General features: G+C 42.6%; 21 protein-coding genes. 14 read left to right on the plus strand and 7 right to left on the minus strand.

All coding sequences use genetic code 11. The annotated features are described in order from the left end of the window. Positions 1-48: 48 nt before the first annotated feature. From GGQ95_RS06545 to GGQ95_RS06570, 6 genes are all read left to right on the plus strand, one after another. Positions 49-735 (plus strand): DUF2953 domain-containing protein, encoded by a 687-nt coding sequence (locus tag GGQ95_RS06545; RefSeq protein WP_231734579.1) that lies wholly within the window; start codon positions 49-51, stop codon positions 733-735. Between the two features lie 16 nt (positions 736-751). Next, positions 752-1,216, plus strand: a complete 465-nt coding sequence (gene ytfJ / locus GGQ95_RS06550) for a GerW family sporulation protein (RefSeq protein WP_044745925.1) — start codon at positions 752-754, stop codon at positions 1,214-1,216. Positions 1,217-1,293: 77 nt separating this feature from the next. Next, positions 1,294-1,794: a thiol peroxidase gene (gene tpx / locus GGQ95_RS06555; protein ID WP_080862062.1), complete on the plus strand. Its 501-nt coding sequence runs from the start codon at positions 1,294-1,296 to the stop codon at positions 1,792-1,794. A 109-nt stretch (positions 1,795-1,903) separates the two neighbouring features. Further along, positions 1,904-2,896, plus strand: a complete 993-nt coding sequence (locus GGQ95_RS06560; protein WP_066146462.1) for a class I SAM-dependent methyltransferase — start codon at positions 1,904-1,906, stop codon at positions 2,894-2,896. 548 nt (positions 2,897-3,444) lie between these two features. After that, entirely contained in the window at positions 3,445-4,644 is a 1,200-nt protein-coding gene (locus GGQ95_RS06565; protein WP_066146456.1) for an acetate kinase, read from the plus strand. A 507-nt stretch (positions 4,645-5,151) separates the two neighbouring features. Beyond that, on the plus strand, positions 5,152-5,664 hold the full coding sequence (locus tag GGQ95_RS06570; protein WP_044745929.1) for a MogA/MoaB family molybdenum cofactor biosynthesis protein: 513 nt from the start codon (positions 5,152-5,154) through the stop codon (positions 5,662-5,664). A gap of 220 nt (positions 5,665-5,884) precedes the next feature. On the opposite strand, the gene GGQ95_RS06575 is transcribed toward GGQ95_RS06570, so the two are convergent. Both GGQ95_RS06575 and GGQ95_RS06580 read right to left on the minus strand, forming a co-directional pair. Then, positions 5,885-7,543 carry an acetate--CoA ligase gene (locus GGQ95_RS06575; protein ID WP_044745930.1) on the minus strand — a complete coding sequence of 553 codons (1,659 nt, stop codon included), beginning with the start codon at positions 7,541-7,543 and terminating at the stop codon, positions 5,885-5,887. Positions 7,544-7,680: 137 nt separating this feature from the next. After that, positions 7,681-7,995 (minus strand): hypothetical protein, encoded by a 315-nt coding sequence (locus tag GGQ95_RS06580; RefSeq protein ID WP_044745931.1) that lies wholly within the window; start codon positions 7,993-7,995, stop codon positions 7,681-7,683. A gap of 198 nt (positions 7,996-8,193) precedes the next feature. On the opposite strand from GGQ95_RS06580, the gene GGQ95_RS06585 reads away from it, so the two are divergent. Next, the gene (locus GGQ95_RS06585) at positions 8,194-9,402 is read left to right on the plus strand and encodes an argininosuccinate synthase (protein WP_066146447.1); all 1,209 of its coding nucleotides are present in this window, start codon (positions 8,194-8,196) and stop codon (positions 9,400-9,402) included. Then, positions 9,399-10,790 (plus strand): argininosuccinate lyase, encoded by a 1,392-nt coding sequence (argH, locus tag GGQ95_RS06590; RefSeq protein WP_183186512.1) that lies wholly within the window; start codon positions 9,399-9,401, stop codon positions 10,788-10,790. Before GGQ95_RS06585 ends, argH begins: the two co-directional genes overlap by 4 nt. A gap of 314 nt (positions 10,791-11,104) precedes the next feature. Here argH and GGQ95_RS06595 read toward each other — a convergent pair whose 3' ends face one another. Beyond that, positions 11,105-11,563 carry a universal stress protein gene (locus GGQ95_RS06595; RefSeq protein WP_183186513.1) on the minus strand — a complete coding sequence of 153 codons (459 nt, stop codon included), beginning with the start codon at positions 11,561-11,563 and terminating at the stop codon, positions 11,105-11,107. Between the two features lie 113 nt (positions 11,564-11,676). Here GGQ95_RS06595 and GGQ95_RS06600 point away from each other — a divergent pair, with 113 nt between their 5' ends. The 3 genes from GGQ95_RS06600 (at position 11,677) to ald (ending at position 14,177) form a co-directional block, all read left to right on the plus strand. Then, on the plus strand, positions 11,677-11,829 hold the full coding sequence (locus GGQ95_RS06600) for a hypothetical protein (protein ID WP_183186514.1): 153 nt from the start codon (positions 11,677-11,679) through the stop codon (positions 11,827-11,829). Between the two features lie 346 nt (positions 11,830-12,175). Next, entirely contained in the window at positions 12,176-12,934 is a 759-nt protein-coding gene (locus tag GGQ95_RS06605) for an SDR family oxidoreductase (RefSeq protein WP_044745935.1), read from the plus strand. A gap of 121 nt (positions 12,935-13,055) precedes the next feature. Continuing rightward, positions 13,056-14,177, plus strand: a complete 1,122-nt coding sequence (ald, locus tag GGQ95_RS06610) for an alanine dehydrogenase (RefSeq protein WP_066146579.1) — start codon at positions 13,056-13,058, stop codon at positions 14,175-14,177. A 38-nt stretch (positions 14,178-14,215) separates the two neighbouring features. Here the strand turns inward: ald and GGQ95_RS06615 are convergent, their stop codons facing one another. Next, positions 14,216-15,310, minus strand: a complete 1,095-nt coding sequence (locus GGQ95_RS06615; protein ID WP_066146439.1) for a M24 family metallopeptidase — start codon at positions 15,308-15,310, stop codon at positions 14,216-14,218. A 488-nt stretch (positions 15,311-15,798) separates the two neighbouring features. On the opposite strand from GGQ95_RS06615, the gene GGQ95_RS06620 reads away from it, so the two are divergent. After that, positions 15,799-16,479: a metal-dependent hydrolase gene (locus tag GGQ95_RS06620; protein ID WP_183186515.1), complete on the plus strand. Its 681-nt coding sequence runs from the start codon at positions 15,799-15,801 to the stop codon at positions 16,477-16,479. 123 nt (positions 16,480-16,602) lie between these two features. Then, positions 16,603-17,919 carry a CBS domain-containing protein gene (locus GGQ95_RS06625; protein WP_066146433.1) on the plus strand — a complete coding sequence of 439 codons (1,317 nt, stop codon included), beginning with the start codon at positions 16,603-16,605 and terminating at the stop codon, positions 17,917-17,919. Between the two features lie 17 nt (positions 17,920-17,936). Here GGQ95_RS06625 and GGQ95_RS06630 read toward each other — a convergent pair whose 3' ends face one another. Continuing rightward, a complete protein-coding gene (locus GGQ95_RS06630) occupies positions 17,937-18,251 on the minus strand; it encodes a YtpI family protein (RefSeq protein WP_066146430.1) in 315 nt (104 codons plus the stop codon). Positions 18,252-18,340: 89 nt separating this feature from the next. On the opposite strand from GGQ95_RS06630, the gene GGQ95_RS06635 reads away from it, so the two are divergent. After that, positions 18,341-19,288, plus strand: coding sequence for a DHH family phosphoesterase (locus GGQ95_RS06635; protein WP_066146426.1), 948 nt, complete (start codon positions 18,341-18,343; stop codon positions 19,286-19,288). Positions 19,289-19,757: 469 nt separating this feature from the next. Here the strand turns inward: GGQ95_RS06635 and ytrI are convergent, their stop codons facing one another. Both ytrI and ytrH read right to left on the minus strand, forming a co-directional pair. After that, positions 19,758-20,264 carry a sporulation membrane protein YtrI gene (gene ytrI / locus GGQ95_RS06640; RefSeq protein ID WP_044745941.1) on the minus strand — a complete coding sequence of 169 codons (507 nt, stop codon included), beginning with the start codon at positions 20,262-20,264 and terminating at the stop codon, positions 19,758-19,760. After that, a complete protein-coding gene (ytrH, locus tag GGQ95_RS06645; protein WP_044745942.1) occupies positions 20,261-20,602 on the minus strand; it encodes a sporulation membrane protein YtrH in 342 nt (113 codons plus the stop codon). Before ytrH ends, ytrI begins: the two co-directional genes overlap by 4 nt. Between the last annotated feature and the right edge of the window lie 82 nt (positions 20,603-20,684).

The following is a 20,684-nucleotide window of genomic DNA, read 5'->3' on the forward strand; positions in this document are numbered from 1 at the left end:
GCAGGTTTATTTTTTTGCAATATGGTGACAATGATAGGATGAAAGGGAGTGCGAATCGTGATAGCTATCATCATCATCTCTATCATTATCCTTTTTTTGCTGATTCTTCTGTTTATGAAGCTGTCCATAACGATTCTGTTTCAACATGCGCAAGATAATGATGAATGCCGGATTATATTCAAAACATTTTTTGGACTTATTCGCTATACCATTCTTATTCCTTTAATTAAAGTGGATGAGTCATCCCCGGGAATCGTTTTTTTGCATAAAGAGAAGCTGAACCATCGTTCCGAAAGCCCGGCAAAAAGAAAAAAATATGATCCGCGCGAAATTATTCATAGTTTTAAAGAAACAAGAGACTTTGCCCGGCACGTCATCCATTTGCATGTCATTATTCGAAAATTTATGGCCCGTGTGTCGGTGACGAAGCTGGAATGGAGTACAAACATCGGGACAGGTGATGCCGCGCAAACGGGAATCGCTGTCGGAATCGGCTGGACGTTGAAATATGGAGTTGTTGCACTTGTTAGCAAATTTATGAAATTAAAAACAAAGCCGCTTCTCTCCATTACTCCTTCATTCCAAAAAGCTGTTTCAGAGACAAAAATCACATGTATGATTCATTTTCGAATCGGGTATGCTATGTTAGCAGGAATACGAATTTTGAAATATTGGCGCGGTAATCGTTTAAAACTAAAATCATTCGTCAGCCGTCAGGCAAATGAAAGCTACTAGTAGGAGGAGTTTGTATATGAGCAACCATCCAATCCAAGGATTAATGACAACAGCAATGGAAAACTTAAAGCAAATGATTGATGTGAATACGATCATTGGCGATCCTGTAGAAACGCCAGACGGAAGCGTTATTTTGACCGTTTCAAAAGTAGGATTTGGATTTGCCGCTGGCGGAAGCGAATTTATGCTTGAAGGGAAGCAAAACGGCACAAATACAGCTGTTTCGTCTGCTAACGGAAAGCCAAACGAAGAGCATCCGTTTGGAGGAGGAAGTGGCGGTGGAGTCTCCATTACTCCGATCGCGTTTTTAGTTGTTAACTCTTCTGGGGTGAAGCTGCTTCATCTTGATGAAAATACACATTTGTATGAAAAAATTCTCGATTTCGCTCCACAGGTTATTGAGAAAATTCAACATATGCTGCGAAGAAATAAGGAAGAAGAGGAAAGACATGAAGTACGGAAAAACGATTTAGGGATTTAATTGAAATCAAAATCGTTGAAAAATTTTCTCATTCCCGGTATGATTACGCTATACATACTTTTACGGGAGGAATTTTTATGGCCAACATCACATTTAAAGGAAATCCGGTTACGCTTATCGGGAATGAAGTGAAAGTGGGCGACAAAGCTCCAGATTTTAAAGTTTTGGCAAATGATTTATCTGAAGTGACGCTCTCGGATACGAAAGGCTCTGTTCGCCTCATCAGCGTTATTCCATCCATTGATACAGGTGTATGCGATGCGCAAACGCGCCGTTTTAACGAAGAAGCGGCAAAGTTAGATAACGTCAAAGTGTTGACGATCAGTGTTGACTTACCATTTGCTCAAAAGCGCTGGTGCGGAGCCAACGGCATTGAGAATGTTCAAGTGCTCTCCGATCATCGCGATGCTTCGTTTGGCCAAGCATACGGTGTGTTAATTAAAGAATTGCGCTTGCTTGCTCGGGCCGTATTCGTTGTTGACAGCAGCGACACGGTCACATACGTCGAGTATGTTTCAGAAGCAACCAACCACCCGAACTATGAAGCGGCTATTGAAGCAGCTAAAGCAGCAAAATAATGAAGAGAAGAAAAGACCTCGATTGGCTTTCGGGGTCTTTTTCATTGCAAAGAAAAACGATCGCTCATACAATAAAAGATTAGATACCCATAAAAGAGGGGGAACAATGATGCATTCACCAATTGAACGCTTGTTTTCGCTGTTCGATCAGACAGCGGTTATTTTGCAGGAAGAGCTGCGGTGTACATACTTAGAAGCTGTAGCAGAAACAGGAGAAAATTTTTTTTATGGCGATGTTCTGCAGGAAGAAGTTAGCGAACTGAATAGGAAGCGATTGAAAAACGAATATCGGCAAATTCAGCTCGAACGCTTCACAAATGAAGAAATTCGTAAAGCCTTTCAGCTCGCTGTATTAAAAGGAATGAAGGAACATACGCAGCCCCATCATCAAATGACTCCAGACGCTGTTAGCTTATTCCTCAGCTATTTAGTCGGCAAATTTATGAACCGCTACTTTGCGTTTACGATTTTCGATCCTGCGGTTGGAACCGCGAATTTGCTGACAGCCGTGCTGAACCATCTGCCAGAAAAACAAGTAAAAAGTTATGGGGGCGACATTGACGATTTACTGATGAAGGTGGCTTATGTCAACGCAAATTTGCAAAAGCATTCGATCCACTTTTTTAATCAAGACAGCCTGCAGCCGCTGTTTGTTGAACCGGTGGATGTGGTTGTGTGCGACTTGCCTATTGGCTATTATCCAAATGATGATAATGCCTCACGCTTTATATTGAAAGCAGAAAAGGGGCATTCGTATGCCCACCATTTATTTATTGAGCAAAGCGTTTCTTATACGAAAGAAGGAGGCTATTTATTTTTCTTAATTCCCAATTCGTTGTTTACTAGCGATCAAGCGGACAAGCTCCATTCGTTTGTGAAAGAATACACGGTAGTACAAGGATTGTTGCAGCTCCCGCTTTCGATGTTCAAAAATGAGCAGGCGGCCAAAAGCATTTTTATTTTGCAAAAGAAAGGCAGCAGCGTAAAGCCTCCTAAAAAAGCCTTGCTTGCTGAGCTTCCTAGCTTTTCAAATAAGCAGGCGATGCAGGGAATGATGCATAAAATCGACGAATGGTTCACAACAGAAAAGCAGGGGCTATAAAAATTCGATCATCCATACAAGTGATGCTAGTTGAGCATGGCGCGTTCCAGCTTGATGGCAGGTGATCCAATTTCGAAGGTGGGGCGGCTGAATAAGTCCACTTCACAGAACCATGAATGAGTCTGAAAGCAGTCTTGTGTCTTGTTCCACCTTCGTCACGCAGCCGCGTGACGAAAGGAAAAGGCCAGCCGTTGTGAATGTGTATTTGCCAAATATGAAGCTTATGACAAACGCTCGGAAGCGCGATCCGGGCGTTTTTTTATGGTTGATCCATCATAGAATGGATGCTGCTTCCACCGTCCAGAGAGAAATGGCTTAAATAGCACGGAGATGGTTCGGACGACACCTACCAAGCATATCATCGCGTGCTTCAATTTAAAATTTTAGGAATATAAAAACATATTTTCTGCAAACGATTACAATCATGAGAAATGCTTGAAACTATAGTTGAACGAATCGTAAAATGGAGAAGAATTCATCTGTATTCATTCTTTATTATCAAGTAACAAAGGACTATTTTCTGAATATAAGGGAGTTGTTTATCGGAGATGTCGAAAATTATTGCGATTAACGCAGGCAGCTCATCATTGAAATTTCAATTGTTTGATATGCCTAGCGAAACCGTATTAACGAAAGGATTAGTCGAGCGAATCGGCTTTGAAGATGCCGCGTTTACCATTACAGTAAACGGAGAAAAGGTGCAGGAGGTCACACCAATTCCTGATCATGCCGTTGCTGTTAAAATGCTGCTTGATAAACTCATTCGTTTCGAGATCATTCACTCATTTGAAGAAATCGACGGAATAGGCCACCGCATTGTTCATGGCGGCGAAAAGTTCAGCGATTCTGTTTTAATCACGGATGAAGTGCTAAAGGAAATTGAAGAGTTATCCGAGCTTGCGCCTTTGCATAACCCAGCGAATATTATTGGTGTGAAAGCATTTAAAGAAATACTTCCAAACGTCCCAGCAGTAGCGGTGTTCGATACGGCATTTCATCAGACGATGCCAGAGCAGTCGTTTTTATACAGCCTGCCATATGAATATTATACGAAATTTGGAATTCGGAAATATGGCTTTCACGGGACATCTCACAAGTATGTGACGCAGCGGGCAGCTGAACTGCTGGGCCGTCCAATTGAGCAGCTTCGTTTAATCTCCTGCCATCTTGGAAACGGAGCGAGCATTGCAGCGGTAGAAGGCGGAAAATCGATTGATACATCGATGGGCTTTACACCGTTGGCAGGGGTAGCGATGGGAACTCGTTCTGGAAATATTGATCCAGCGCTTATTCCTTATATCATGGAGAAAACAGGAAAGACTGCTGAAGAAGTGATCGATGTTTTAAATAAAAGAAGTGGAATGCTTGGAGTTTCCGGTTTTTCAAGCGATTTGCGCGATATTGAAAAGGCTGCGGCGGAAGGAAACGAACGGGCTGAGCTTGCTCTTGAAGTGTTTGCCAATCGCATTCACAAGTATATTGGTTCCTATGCGGCTCGCATGTGCGGTGTGGACGCCATCATTTTTACAGCGGGAATTGGTGAAAACAGTGATGTCGTGCGGGCAAAAGTATTGCGCGGCCTTGAATTTATGGGCGTTTACTGGGATCCGTCGCTCAATAAAGTGCGCGGTAAAGAAGCGTTTATCAGCTATCCTCACTCTCCAGTAAAAGTATTAGTCATTCCAACGAATGAAGAGGTCATGATCGCTCGCGATGTTGTTCGCTTAGCGGATATTGCCTATGTATAAGAAAAAAGCCAGACGTTAACGTCTGGCTTTTTTCAATATAGACATTAATTGAGAAACAGCTGATTTACAATCGTAGCTGTTTTCATTACCCGCAATCCTTCCTTTATGGACAATATGGCTATTATGAATGAAAAGGAAAGGTTTGTCGTTCACTTTTTGCTGCTTTGGAACCGTGTCATCCTAAAAATTGTTTCTCCCACTATAACATAGCCCTTAGGAAAAAGGATTTTGAATGATATGATGGAGAATATAAAGGAATGGTTGGCTAGTACCAAAGGATAGCAAAGATTTTTTATGGATGATTCCATTTTGTGGATACTAGTCTAGGGGACTGATGAACGGAAGTGAATGAGCTGGATTGATTGCAAGTGTCATGAATCTCTTAGACTGAGCATGCGATATGGTTTCGTGTTCCATCTTATCACACTTAGAAAAAACCACTCGTTTTTTCAACCGCATGAGCTATAAGCCGAATGCTAGAAGTGATAAAAAAGAAAGGAGTTTGTTATGGCTGTATTTGAGCATAAACAGGAAGCACCGAAAGTGGTAAAATGCAAAATTATTACGATCAGTGATACAAGAACTATGGAGACAGATAAGAGCGGAAAAGCGATGTTTGAGCTGCTTCAAGGAGCTGGACATGAGATCGTGGATTATGAAATCGTCAAAGACACAAAAGAAGAGATTCGCCAAGCGGTCTTAGCCGGGTGCCGGCATCCGGAGATCGACGTCGTTTTGACAAACGGCGGAACAGGAATCGCCAAGCGCGATGTGACGATTGAGACGATGAAAGAAATTCTTGATAAAGAAATCGTTGGTTTTGGCGAATTGTTTCGGATGCTCAGCTACACCGAAGATATCGGGTCTGCCGCTATGCTGTCACGCGCCATCGCCGGAGTGGCAAATGATACAGCCATTTTTGCGACGCCGGGCTCGACGGGAGCTGTTCGTCTGGCGATGACGAAATTAATATTGCCGGAATTGCCGCATGTTGTCAGGGAAATAAGAAAGGATGCATGAGAAAAAACGTGCTTATTCACTGAAGCGGGCGCTCAGACTGTCGATAAATGCTTTGATCCTGCTTCTTTTGCCTCACTTGTTTATCTTAGGCAGTTCGATTTTGCTATCACCGCGATGGGCTGTCCAGAAAATCAACATCTATGAAAGTGGAAAATCATAAAAAGATAAAAGGGCGTCTATAAGCCGATTCTCCAGCTTATAGACGCCCCTTTTTATCTGATTAAGCGTTTTTTTGTTTTTCTATTTCTTGGTTGCGAAGGATGAAGCGTTGGATTTTTCCGCTTGATGTTTTAGGAAGTTCTGCTACAAACTCCACTTCGCGCGGGTATTCATGTTTAGATAAGCGATTTTTAACAAATAAAGATAATTCTTCGGCCAATTCTTTGGTAGGTTCATATGCATTTGCCAATACAACGAAGGCTTTTACAATCTCTCCTTTAAGCGGGTCGGGCTTTCCAACAACAGCTGCTTCTACCACAGCTGGATGCTCGATCAGCGAGCTTTCGACCTCGAAGGGCCCGATGCGGTATCCGGCACTGGAAATGATATCATCTGCTCTCCCTTGGAACCAAAAGTATCCATTTTCATCCTTCAGCGCCAAATCTCCAGTCAGGAACCAATCACCGATCATTCTTTGCGCCGTTTTTTCAGGATCTTTCCAGTAACCGTGGAAAACATTTGGAATCGAATGGGTATGAAACGCAATTTGTCCTACTTCACCCGTTGGTACTTCTTGTCCTTGATCGTCAAGCAAGGCCACTTCAAATCCCGGCAGCGCCCAGCCCATCGATCCCGGCAATATGTCCATATCGAGAGAGTTGAAGTTGCCAATGAGCATCAATGTTTCAGACAATCCGTAGTGATCATGAACGGTGACCCCTAAATTTTTTTGGAAGAAGCGGATGACTTCAGGATTGAGCGGCTCACCGGCAGAACTCATCGCACGGACACGAATATCATACTTTGTGATTAGTTCTTCTCCAGCCGCTACCATCGCTCGATAAGCGGTCGGTGCAAATGCGAAATTGGTAACACCGTATTTTTCCATTAATTCGTAATATGTTTCTGCCTTGAACGGCCCTTCATATAGGACGATTGGCACGCCGAAGCACATTGGTGCAAAGGTGCAAAAGATTAGACCATAGGCCCAGCCAGGGTCAGCTCCTCCTAGAAAAATATCGTCATCCCGTAAATCGACAGCATAGCGCATATACGGATAGATATTGATTAAAAGGTTGTGTGTCCACATCGCTCCTTTTGGCATTCCAGTAGAGCCGGAAGTATATTGAATCGCTAATAAATCGTTGACTGTCATTTTTTCCGTTACATGATCGCTAGATTCTTTTGAAAGCGTTTCCCAAAAATCCCAATCATGAGGTTCAGTAGGGCCATCTATGACAAAGATGTGCTCAAGTGTAGGCGCCTTATCTTTTGTCGGCAGCTTTGCCCGCTGTTCTCGATTCGTTAGGATCGCCTTTGCCTCACAATTATTAATCCGATATTCGACCGCTTGCGGACCGAAGGCAGTAAATAACGGCACATAAACGGCGCCAACTTTCCAAGCAGCGAGAATGTAGACGACTAATGCAGGGTTTTTTGGCAAAAGCGCGCAAACCCGATCCCCTTTTTTAATCCCGATTTTGCGAAAGACATTGGCCATTTGATTGGACCAGTTGCGAAGCTCTTCATATGTAATGATTCGCTTTTCTCCCGAATGGTTTTCATAAAATAATGCAATGCGTTGCGGATCGCCTGCGTAGCGGTCGCAAACTTCATGGGCGACGTTAAAGTATTCCTTCGGATTCCAATCATAATGCTTAAATACATCATCCCAAGAAAAAGATTCGATTAGCGAAGTGTATGATGCCGTCTTTTCCATATAAATCCCCCTCTGTTGCTTCAATTAGTGAAAGTTAATATACAAATAATAATATGAAAAAAAAAAATATTCAATATATTTTACAAAAATAAAAAAATGGAGAGGGATGAATGTTTCTGTCTCTCCGATTCGTTCTTTTATTGATGCACCTGCTTTGATACCGTTTGGTTCATTCGATACCAAATCCATAAGTCATTAATGACAGAAGCAAGCTCGGCAATTTCAAAGTTAAGCTGGCATGAACGGGTAAAATTATTTTCATCGCTTAATTGCTCCTGCTTATGATTGATGATTTGTTCGAGTTCAGCGATCCGATCAGGGATTGTTCCGCGGATTTTTTCCCATTCCAATAAGATTTCGTGCTGCTCTTTTTCGCTATATTCTTCCCACTCTTTATCAAGTGAAGGCAACGAAATACCGAGCCGCTGATCATGGATAAAGTAAGCGTTCATCTCTCTCCCTCGCTTTCTTCCTTTTATTTTACAAAAAAGCATAAGCGGGCAACAAGAGAGAAAAGAATAGTATTTTTATACTTTTTGTTGAATAACTATTGAAAAAAATCATAAAAGCTGATAAATTGGTAATGTGGATTTTTGAATATTTATTTAGTTTTAAGTATATTTATGTATATCAAGGGAAGGGGAATCATAATGGCTAATCCAAAAATTGTGTTAGCTTATTCCGGCGGTTTAGATACATCGGTTGCTATTAAGTGGTTACAAGAGCGAGGCTATGATGTTGTCGCGTGCTGCTTAGATGTAGGCGAAGGAAAAGATCTCGATTTTGTGCAAAGCAAAGCCTTAACGGTTGGCGCTATCCAATCATATGTTATCGACGCGAAGGAGGAATTTGCCAACGAGTACGCGCTCGTAGCGTTGCAGGCTCATACGCTTTATGAAGGAAAATATCCGCTTGTCTCTGCTCTGTCGCGTCCATTAATCGCAAAAAAGCTAGTTGAAATTGCCGAGTTGGAAGGTGCGGTAGCGGTTGCTCACGGCTGCACAGGAAAAGGAAATGACCAAGTTCGTTTTGAAGTGTCGATTAAGGCGCTGAACCCGAACTTGGAAGTAGTGGCTCCTGTTCGGGAATGGAGCTGGTCACGCGAAGAAGAGATTGAATATGCGAAAAAGCACGGTATTCCGATTCCAATTGATTTAGATAGCCCGTTTTCTATTGACCAAAACTTATGGGGAAGAAGCAATGAATGCGGTATTCTCGAAGATCCTTGGGCCGCTCCGCCAGAGGAAGCTTATGAGTTAACAGCGGCATTAGAGGATACGCCAGATGTTCCAGAGATCATCGAGATCGGCTTTGAGCAAGGAGTTCCAAAAACGCTAAACGGAAAGCATTATTCGCTTGCTCAATTGATCTTGGAGCTTAATGCGTTGGCTGGTAAGCATGGAGTTGGACGGATTGATCATGTTGAAAACCGCCTTGTCGGCATCAAGTCACGTGAAGTCTATGAATGCCCTGGCGCGATGACGCTTATTAAGGCGCATAAAGAATTAGAGGATTTAACCCTTGTGAAGGAGGTCGCTCATTTTAAACCGTTAATTGAGCAGAAATTAGCGGAAATCATCTATAACGGCTTGTGGTTTTCACCGCTGAAAGATGCGCTTGTTGCATTTTTAAATGAAACGCAGAAAAATGTCACAGGAATTGTGCGCGTCAAATTGTTTAAAGGTCATGCCATCATTGAAGGGCGAAAATCGGAGTTTTCGCTATATGATGAAAAGCTGGCGACATACACAGCGGAAGATGAATTTGATCATCAAGCAGCTGTCGGCTTTATCTCCCTATTTGGCTTGCCAACGAAAGTACACAGCATCGTGAACAGCAAAAAGAAGGTGAATGTGTGAAAAAGCTTTGGGGCGGACGATTTACAAAAACAGCAGAAGAGTGGGTCGACGAGTTCGGTGCGTCGATCCCTTTTGATCAACAGCTCGTTGAAGAAGATATTGAAGGAAGCATTGCACATGTGACGATGCTTGGGAAATGCGGCATTTTGCCCAATGATGATGTCGAGATCATCAAGACTGGTTTGCTTGCGCTTTTAGAAAAAGCAAAACAGGGTCAGCTGGAGTTTTCTGTTGCATATGAGGATATTCATTTGAATATCGAGAAGATGCTAATGGATGAAATTGGTCATGTGGGCGGAAAATTGCATACTGGACGAAGCCGCAACGATCAAGTCGCAACGGATATGCATCTCTATTTGCGTAAACGTGTTACAGAAATGATGGATCTGATGAAAGAGTTGCAAAAGGTGCTTGTTGAAAAAGCAGAGCAACATATTGAAACATTAATTCCAGGATACACACATTTACAGCGGGCGCAGCCAGTTTCATTTGCTCATCACTTGCTTGCTTATTTTTGGATGCTTGAGCGCGACTATGAGCGTTTTGCTGAATCTTTAAAACGCATTAATAAGTCGCCTCTTGGAGCGGGAGCGTTGGCCGGAACGACTTTTCCCATTGATCGCGAGTATGCCGCTGAATTGCTGGGGTTTGATGGAATATATGAAAATAGCATCGATGCGGTGAGCGATCGAGATTTTATTATTGAATTTTTAAGCAACAGTTCGATGTTGATGATGCATCTATCGCGTTTTTGTGAGGAATTGATTCTTTGGTCGAGCCAAGAGTTTCGATTCGTCGAGATGGATGATGCATTTGCCACAGGAAGCAGCATTATGCCGCAGAAGAAAAATCCCGATATGGCAGAGCTCATACGCGGAAAAGTGGGGCGGGTATATGGCAACTTGTTTGGATTGCTAACGGTCATGAAAGGGACACCGCTTGCTTATAATAAAGATATGCAAGAGGATAAAGAAGGAATGTTTGATACGGTCAAAACCGTTATGGGCTCATTAAAAATTTTTGCCGGTATGATTGAAACGATGAAGGTGAATGTGGCGGCTATGGAAGCGGCGACGAAGCAAGATTTTTCAAACGCGACAGAGCTTGCTGACTATTTGGCGGCAAAAGGAGTACCTTTCCGCGAAGCGCATGAAATTGTAGGAAAGCTTGTTTTAACATGCATTGAAAAAGGAATATTTTTAGCTGACTTGCCGCTTGAGGTGTATCAAAAAGCTTCACCTTTGTTTGAATCTGATATTTACGAGGCGCTGAATCCGTACACGGCGGTGGATCGGCGCAACAGCGCTGGAGGGACGGGGTTTGCCGAAGTGCGCAAAGCAGTGGCCAACGCGAAAAAACGGTTGAGTGAAAAAAAGCGATACGAATAAACAAGACCGATCCACCTTTTGTGGATCGGTCTTGGAGTGTTGATAAATGGGATAACAAATCAAAAGGAAATGATGGACAAAGTTGATTTTTGCCTATCATCTTTTTTCATAAATCATTGATTCGATCAGCTTGCGTCATGTCAAAGTGTGACCTGCTGTCGAAATCGACTCATCATCTGTTTACTTAAGGAGCAATGTTGGAGAAGCCGGTCGCAGCTATACAAATACAGATGGATTTTTCAGCAAAAGCCCCGTCGCTTCCTCTTTTATGTCGATTTTTCAACCCGAATCTCTATATAACACTACGGACTATTTTATACTTCTCCAAGCTCTTTTTCCGTTCTGACAACTAACACATCGCACTTGGCATAGCGAGTAATATGCTCGGAAACACTTCCAATCAATAAACGCTCGACAGCATTTAATCCTGTGGCACCGCAGATGATTAAGTCTGCTTTGTGTTTTGGAGCGATGTTTTTGGCGATTTTTACTTTTGGAGAACCGAATTCAATGTCGACAATGACATGTTCAATTCCAGCTTCTAGAGCTTGCTGCTTATAGTTTTCTAGCAGTTCCTTTGCATATTGCTCAGAACGCTCCACTACTGATTGGCTATGTGCTTCAACGGCAGCAAATGCGCGAATATCAATAATGTGGGTTAAAATCAAGGATGCTTCGTTGCGTTTGGCGATTTGGATCGCTTTTTTAAACGCCCATTCAGCTTCCTGCGAGCCATCTACAGCGACAACAATCGTTTTATACGTCATTGTCATGTTTCCCCACTCCCCTTTTGGATAGAAATGTTAGTTCTAATTGAAGTATATCATATAGAAAACTAGGAAAACTAGAGCTGTCATAACAATTTTATGAAAAAGGAGTGACAGGCATGGAGGATAAAAAGAAGAACAATGAATGGAATTTATACGATGATGAAGAGGTAGCGCAAGAAATTAGCGAACAAATCATGTCTGCTTATCATAGTGATGGCATTGAACAAGAGCAACCGCATTATCAACCACAAAGAGAGATAGGAGAATGATAAAAGCCATCATGGCGTATATACGCCATGATGGCTTCAGATTGTTGGCAAACGCTTTTATCCTGCGTCACCGGCCTCGCTTGTCCCGCTCATGAACTTCTTTTGTTCCATTCGCGTCTTCGCTTGGCTCCGCTCTTTGTCTACCAAGCATTTTTGAGCAGCCTGAGCCTGATAGGAAAAAATCAAAATCACTGAACGCAATAATGGTAGACAAAATTAATTTTGATTTTGTCTGTCACCTGATGCTGGGTGTGTTTCATGGTATGATAAGTATAATGGATGTTTTTTCTTTTGGGATTGTAGTAAAGTAAAATTAGATACTTGTTTATGGGGAGGAGTTTTTCGAGTGCGACATGCCCTCATAACAGCTGGTGCAAAAGGATTGGGACGAAAGGTGACGGAGGTGCTGCTTGAAAAAGGATACTCGGTAACCGTAAACTACCGAAGCGATGAAGCTGCCGTCCATTCACTTCAACAAAAATATGCTCATGTTTCTGAACGGCTGCAATTCGTGAAGGGGGATGTTACAAAAAAAGAAGATTTACATCATTTGGTTGCTCAAGCGCTAGCGAAATTCGGCCGTATCGATTTTTTAATTAATAATGCCGGGCCTTATATTTTCGAACGAAAAAAGCTAGCAGATTATAGTGAAGCAGAATGGTATGAGATGATCGAAGGAAATTTGAGCGCCGTTTTTCATTTGTTTAAAAAAACGATTCCAATTATGAGAAACCAAGGATTTGGCCGCATTATTACGTACGGCTTTCAAGGAGCAGCCAATGCGCCAGGCTGGCTGCATCGTTCTGCATTTAGTGCCGCGAAAGTTGGACTTGTTTCCTTAACCAAAACGATTGCGGTAGAGGAAGCGGAATATGGAATTACAGCCAATATGATTTGTCCTGGGAACATATTAGGGGATATGAAAGAGGCGACCATTGCGGAATCAAGAAAGCAAAGAGATGAGATGACGCCTATAGGGCGTTCAGGAACGGGAGAAGATATAGCCCGGATGATTGCATTTTTATGTGAAGAAGATTCGGATATGATTACAGGCTCCATTATTGAAGTGACAGGAGGAATGGATGTCATTCATCGGTATCGTTAATGTGAATAATTTTCCAGCGTTCATTCCATTCTATATATAGTACAGATGGAAATACTTTCTTGGTGCGGTTTTTTTAAGAAAAAATTACGACAGCGCTCGTAATGGAGGAGGACGGTTGATGATGAAAATAGGTGTGCCGAAGGAAATTAAAAACAATGAAAATCGTGTGGCGATGACCCCAGCTGGAGTAATGACGCTCGTTCAAGCGGGGCATGAGGTGTATGTAGAAGCAGGCGCTGGAGAAGGGTCAGGATTTTTAGATGAGGAATATGAAAAAGCGGGAGCTACGATTGTTAAAACGGCTCAAGATGCTTGGGCGGCAGAAATGGTGATGAAGGTAAAAGAGCCGCTTCCCCAGGAATATCAATATTTTCGAGAAAACTTAATTTTATTTACATATCTCCATTTGGCAGCAGAGTCTGAATTAACGAAAGCTCTTATTGATCACAAAGTAGTCGGGGTTGCCTATGAAACCGTACAGCTTGCTAATGGCTCCTTACCGCTGTTGACGCCGATGAGTGAAGTGGCTGGCCGAATGTCGGTGCAAATTGGTGCGCAATTTTTAGAAAAGCCGCATGGTGGAAAGGGAATCTTATTAGGAAGTGTGCCGGGAGTCAAACGAGGAAAGGTGACGATTATTGGAGGAGGCGTGGCTGGAACGAATGCAGCCAAAATGGCAGTGGGACTCGGCGCAGAAGTCACGATTATTGATGTGAATCCGGAGCGCCTGAGACAGCTTGATGATTTATTTGGCGACCACGTTACGACGCTGATGTCAAATATGTATAATATTGCTGCATCGGTTCAAGACTCGGACTTAGTGATTGGAGCGGTACTCATCCCAGGAGCAAAAGCGCCAAAGCTAGTGACCGAAGAGATGATTCGTACCATGTCTCCCGGCTCGGTTGTCGTTGATATTGCCATTGATCAGGGTGGAATTTTTGAAACAACCGATCGTGTCACGACCCATAGTGATCCAACTTATACGAAGCATGGCGTTGTTCATTATGCGGTTGCTAATATGCCAGGGGCTGTTCCACGCACGTCCACCTTTGCCCTGACAAATGTCACCGTGCCGTATGCGCTGCAAATTGCCAATAAAGGGTATCGTCAAGCATGTCTTGATCATCCAGCGCTGTTAAAAGGCATGAATACATTGAACGGTTATGTGACATATGAAGCTGTAGCAAGGGCGCATAACCTCTCATTTCAAGATGCCAAACCTTTGTTAGAGTCAATGTGAAAACAAGCGGCGTTCACTTTGGAGAACGCCGCTTGTTTTTATAATAGGATGAATTCTTTTGGATAATTTGTTAAAATCTCTGCGCCGTTTTCAGTAATCAAGATATCATCTTCGATACGCACACCGCCGATGTCCGGAATGTAAATGCCCGGTTCAATTGTAAAGACCATCCCCGGCTCGAGCGGCATCGTATTGGTTGCATTCATCGAAGGATATTCATGAACTTCAATGCCTAATCCGTGCCCGACGCGATGAGTAAAATAAGAACCGTAACCAGCTTGCTCAATCAACTGTCTTGCCGCTTTGTCCACCGCACCAATCTCTGTTCCTGGCTTTGATGCCGCAATAGCAGCGAGCTGGGCGTTTAAGACGGTATGATAAATTTGCTTTTGCTCATCGTTTGGTTGGCCAAACATAACGGTTCGCGTAATATCTGAACAATATCCATCTAAAATAACGCCTAAATCGAATAAGACAAAATCTCCTTTTTGAATAGAGGCTAAGCCTGGGGTGCCATGAGGATCAGCCGTTTTGGCCCCCGTCAATACCATCGTTGCAAACGACATTTGGCGAACGCCCTTTTTCTTCAATTCGTACTCAATGGCGGCAATCACTTCTAATTCTGTTTTGCCTTCAGCAATCGCTTTTACGCCGACTTCCACGCCATAATCAGCGAGAGAAGCTGCTTGCCGTAAAATCGCGATTTCTTGTTCATCTTTAATCATGCGCAGCTGTCGCAATTTTTCCTCTACATTAACGGTTGAGCGCACGGAAAAATAGGTACATAGCTGTTCATATCGTTCAAGAGATAGGTGTGTTTTTTCAATCGCGACATTTTCAACGGTCACAGATCTTTTGTTCATATGCGTATAAATGTGCTCCCAAGGATTTTCAATATCGCTGTAGCCGATAATAGAATAAGCCCAACCGGAGCGTTTAGCTTGAGCCACTTCCATTTGTGGACAGATGAGAACGGGCTCATCATTTGGGAAGACGAGCAGCGCTAAAAGCCGTTCATGCGGTTCACTGTAAAATCCGCTTAAGTAAAAGACATTAGCGGTGGATGTAATAAGGGCGAAGGAAAGCTGCTCTTGCTGCATCCAGTGTGAAAGCGATTGAAGTCGTTGGTTCATTATGTTCACTTCCTTTTATTTCCATATTGATAAACATCAATCCATCTGTCGCTTTCATTGACGAGGTGCCCATCAATGACTCAGCATTTTGAACAAGAGGTTTATCGCAAGCAAATACTTCGTTGATTTTCTTGTTCTAAAAAGCACGAAGAAAGCGTTTGCGTTAAAATAGTGGATGATTGATGCTCATGAGCAGACTCTATATTTGAGAGTACCAGTAATTTTGCCGGATGTAAACGATTATGCATGATTCTTAAGCGAGTCTATGACTTTGCCAAAGCAGCTGCCGTCCGTTCTAATAGTATAAGGACCATGAATGAATGGATTTTATCTAGCAATACGTACTAGCTTTTCTGCTTCTTAAGAACACCTGTGGGCCCATCCGTTTGCCTGCTAGGTGTTCATTCGCTACATGAAGAAGGAAATATAAAAGTTTTTGCGAAATATATCAATGAAAGACCTTGTACATAGGAAAGGAGCAGATCAAATTGAAGCTTACGTATCATGGACATTCAGTTGTCAAAATTGAAACGAACAGAAAGACGATTTTCATTGATCCGTTTATTACAGGAAATGGGGCGACGGATCTGAATGCTGACGACGTAAAGGTAGATGTGATTTTGCTGACACATGGGCATAGTGATCATGTAGGCGATACGATTCCGCTTGCGCTTCGCAACAATGCGCTGGTAGTGGCTCCATTTGAATTGGCTACGTATTTAAGCTGGCAAGGTGTCAATGCGCATCCGATGCATATTGGCGGAGCGCACCAATTTGAATTTGGAAAAGTCAAATTAACCCAAGCCTTCCATGGTTCCAGTTATATTGACGAAAACAAGCAAATCATTTATACGGGAATGCCGTGCGGGATTTTATTCTATGCGGAAGGAAAAACGATTTATCACGCGGGAGATACGGCGCTGTTTTCGGATATGAAGCTGATTGGCGAGCGAAATGAAATCGATGTGGCCTTTTTGCCGATTGGCGACAATTTTACAATGGGACCAGAGGATGCGGCGTTGGCAGCGGACTGGCTGCGTGCCAAAACCGTTGTACCGATTCATTACAACACATTCCCGGTCATTGAGCAAAATCCGCACCAGTTTGTTTCGCTGCTCAAAGAGGGCGTGGGAAAAGTATTACAACCAGGAGAAAGTATGGAATTATAGCAAAAAAGGGGCTTTTATCCAAGCTCCTTTTTTGTTTGCGAATCATGTGGCTAGCCCTTCATTGAATCGCGCTTCATTCACCTTTATAATAAAAATAGACTTTGGCACAAAGGGTGAAGACATTTGGCGACAAAACATGAGCAAATTTTGCAATATATTGATAGCTTGCCGGTAGGAGAAAAAATTTCTGTTCGGCAAATTGCGAAAGAAATGGGGGTAAGCGAAGGAACGGCTTACCGGGCGATTAAGGATGCGGAAAATAAAGGGTATGTCAGCACGATTGAGCGTGTTGGAACGATTCGAATCGAGAGAAAAAAGAAAGAAAATATTGAGAAGCTCACTTACGCGGAAGTTGTCAATATTGTGGATGGACAAGTGCTAGGAGGACGTGAAGGTCTGTATAAAACGCTCAACCGCTTTGTCATTGGTGCAATGAAACTTGAAGCGATGATGCGTTATACAGGAGCAGGAGATTTATTAATTGTCGGAAACCGGACGAAGGCGCATCAACTTGCGCTAGAAGCAGGTGCGGCCGTGTTGATTACCGGAGGCTTTGATACAGATGATTATGTCAAAAAACTGGCGGACGAGCTGCAGCTGCCCATTATATCGACAAGCTATGATACGTTTACAGTTGCGACGATGATCAATCGTGCGATTTACGATCAGCTCATTAAAAAAGAAATCGTTCTTGTTGAAGATATTTTAATTCCTTTCGAAAAAACGGTATATTTAGAAACCACTGATATAGTCGAAAAGTGGTATCAGCTCAATCGCGAAACGAAGCACAGCCGCTTTCCTGTCGTTGACCATCATTTAAAAGTGCAAGGAATGGTGACATCAAAAGATGTATTAGACTGTGAACGGACGCTGCCGATTGAAAAAGTCATGACGAAATATCCGATTACTGTAAACGGAAAAACGTCGGTTGCCTTTGCTTCACATATTATGGTATGGGAAGGCATTGAATTGTTGCCGGTTGTCGATGACCATAATCGTCTTCAGGGAATTATAAGCAGGCAGGACGTATTAAAGGCGCTGCAAATGATTCAGCGACAGCCGCAAGTCGGGGAAACGATCGATGATCTCATTACAGGCCAATTTCAAGAAGCAGAGCAGCAATCGAAAACAGAAAATGTCTTTCAATGCACGGTAACGCCGCAAATGACGAACTATTTAGGAACGTTGTCTTATGGAGTGTTTACAACGATTGTGACGGAAGCGGCGACGCGGGTATTGCGGCTATATAAACGCGGAGATTTAGTGATCGAAAATATTACGATTTATTTTATTAAACCAGTGCAAATTGACAGTATTATTGATATTAAAGCAAGGCTGCTAGAAATTGGACGGAAATTCGGAAAGGTTGATGTTGAAGTATATCATGACGGAGTGGTTGTAGGAAAAGCATTAATGATGTGCCAGTTAATGGACAGGTAGTTTTTATGGACGGGGGATCATGATCCCCCGTTTTTAGCTGTTCCCTGTGCCTCTTCTATCACCAGCGGCAAATAATGCTTATAGGACCGATATCCAGCCCATGCGCTTCCGCCACCCACCAATAAAAAAATGATTCCGACAATATAGGTGACGGTTGAAGAATGTAAAAAGAATTGGTTGATGCCGAAGAAAAAGACAAATAGGCCGAGAGCTATGCTTGATTTTGCAGAAAGCCATCGCCGTTCGAGCGGGCGCTGGCTACGAAAATATTTCATTTTATAATAGGCGTAGAAGGAAAGAGAAAAAATGATGAGAATGACTAGTGCAGGCATGAACGCACCCCTCCATCTTTTGTTTCTCTACCATTGTACATGTTTTTCCCTTATAATGAAAGAAAACTATCGTAAAAGAGGGAACGAATATGAACGAGAAGGCATTGGAAATTTTACAGGTGATTCAGCAATTTGAAACGATCATTATTCACCGCCACGTCCGTCCTGATCCAGATGCATACGGCTCCCAAGGAGGATTGGCGGAAATTCTGAAGGCCTCATTTCCACAAAAAAATGTTTATACAGTAGGAAGAGAAGAAGAATCGCTTAATTTTTTAAGACGGTTGGATCAAATCGATGATCATGTATATAAAAACGCGCTTGTGATTGTATGTGACACGGCGAACCAGGAGCGGATCTGTGATGGGCGCTATCGGTTAGGAAAAAAACTGATTAAAATTGATCATCATCCGAACGAAGATCCGTACGGAGATTTATTGTGGGTCGATACGAACGCCAGCTCGACAAGTGAAATGATTTATGAGTTTTACTTAGCAGGCAAAGAGAAAGGCTTGGTCATGACGAAAGAAGCAGCTCGTTTGATTTACGCTGGGATTGTCGGGGACACGGGACGTTTTCTTTTTTCAAGAACAAGCTCTAAAACATTCCAATATGCAAGCGAACTAGTTGAATACGGCTTTTCATTGACCGATCTATATGATGAGCTATATCGCACAAAAGTGAATATTGCTCATTTAAGCGGATATGTGCTACAAAATTTTCAGCTTTCTCCAAGCGGAGTCGCGTTTGTAAAAATGACAAAAGAACTGCTTGGAAAATATAACGCTTCTCCGTCCGAAGCGTCGCAGCTTGTAAGTCTTCTTGGCAACGTTGATGGAATACAGGCATGGGTCTTTTTTATTGAGGAGGACAAAGAAATTCGTGTTCGCCTCCGTTCAAAAGGAACGATTGTCAATGAAGTAGCAAAAAAATACGGGGGCGGCGGACATCCTTTCGCTGCAGGTGCGTCGATTTATTCTTGGGAGGATGCGGATCGGGTGATTGCTGATTTAGAATTGGCGTGCCAAGCCCATTAATAACTCAAACCGATCTAGAGAAGGTCCGTTTTTTATGTGGTCGGAGATTTTGTCCCCGGCTATAATCCAGCAGTTATCACTTGTTCGTTGTTCGGTGACTTCTTTCTGTTTGTTGAAAGATTTTTTGGTTTCCATTTATATTTATGTTGCTGTTTTGATAGATCGATGTTGCAAGTACTGCTATTAAGGAAAATGACCAAATACAACCAAACGTAATTTTTGTTTAAAAAATATGTCAAGCGTGTTGATGATCCAATAAAAATCAATCGACATTGCTTGATTCCTTACTTTTCTGCCGTAGTCGGCAAGCCACTCGCTTGCCGACTGGACATGCAGAAAAGCGTGTGTCTAGCTCAATCATTCCATATTTTTAGTAAAATAATGGATCATCAACACTAGTGAAAAGATATCATCTTTTTTGAAATCCCCTTCATCCTATTTTTATATGGTCATTCTCGATGATATCCTGCTAGCGGTGAACGGGCTTTAGCTTTAATTCAATTGATAATGTAGTGAATAAAAACAGCTCCGTTATTTCAAGTCGATACGTTTGCTCATTGATGGTATAGGTTTTGTTTTCAATCGTCTTTTTTAATAAATCCTTGCTTTGATAGACGGTTTCGATATCTTTGGCGACTAGGTGGGATACATCTTCTTTGACGCTTTCTTCAATATGAAATTTCATATAGGAATCGAGTTTATACTCATTTGCGTTGACAAGCTGGATGCGAATTTCTTGGACGGTCAACTTTTTTTTGTTCAGTTTGTTTAGTTTAATATAATCTTCCTGCCAAATTTGAATATCGCTGTTTAAATCAGCAATTTTGTCTTGAAGTTCAGTGATCTGGCGCACCTGCTTTTCTTGCAATACACCAAATAAATGTAAAAATATGAACCAGCTTAGGACCGCACCGATCGCGGCGCCGGCAAAAAAACGCTGCCAAGTTTTGTCGCGATAGTATGGAGGAATTCTCATGAAGAAATATGCTCCTGTGTCAGCCATGTAATAATGGTAACACCTGTTTGTGCGCCACCGATCGCGGAAATAATGAGCAGAAACTGCTTGACAATGTCACGTGTTTCTCCTGAAAATAAGCCGCGCTCGACTGTATAAAACGTGTCAAATGTCCCGCCAATTGCGGCTACGACCGCCCAAATTTTTAAATCCATCGCAAAACGATACATGGACGTCAGCGGTGGCTGTCCCATCAGAAATGCCCCGATTCCGCCAATGCCTGCTCCTCCTAAAAGAACTCCAAGAGCAATAAAGTAGCTTTGAATAAACGCCGGTAAAAACGCAAGTTTCGTTCCCATCATCGCCTCATTCCTTTCTTTAAACATATATATGGACGAACAGATATAAGTATGTTTTGCGTTGCCAAAGTTTTGTCGACTA

The organism is Anoxybacteroides rupiense (genome assembly GCF_014196195.1).
Lineage (GTDB): Bacteria > Bacillota > Bacilli > Bacillales > Anoxybacillaceae > Anoxybacteroides > Anoxybacteroides rupiense.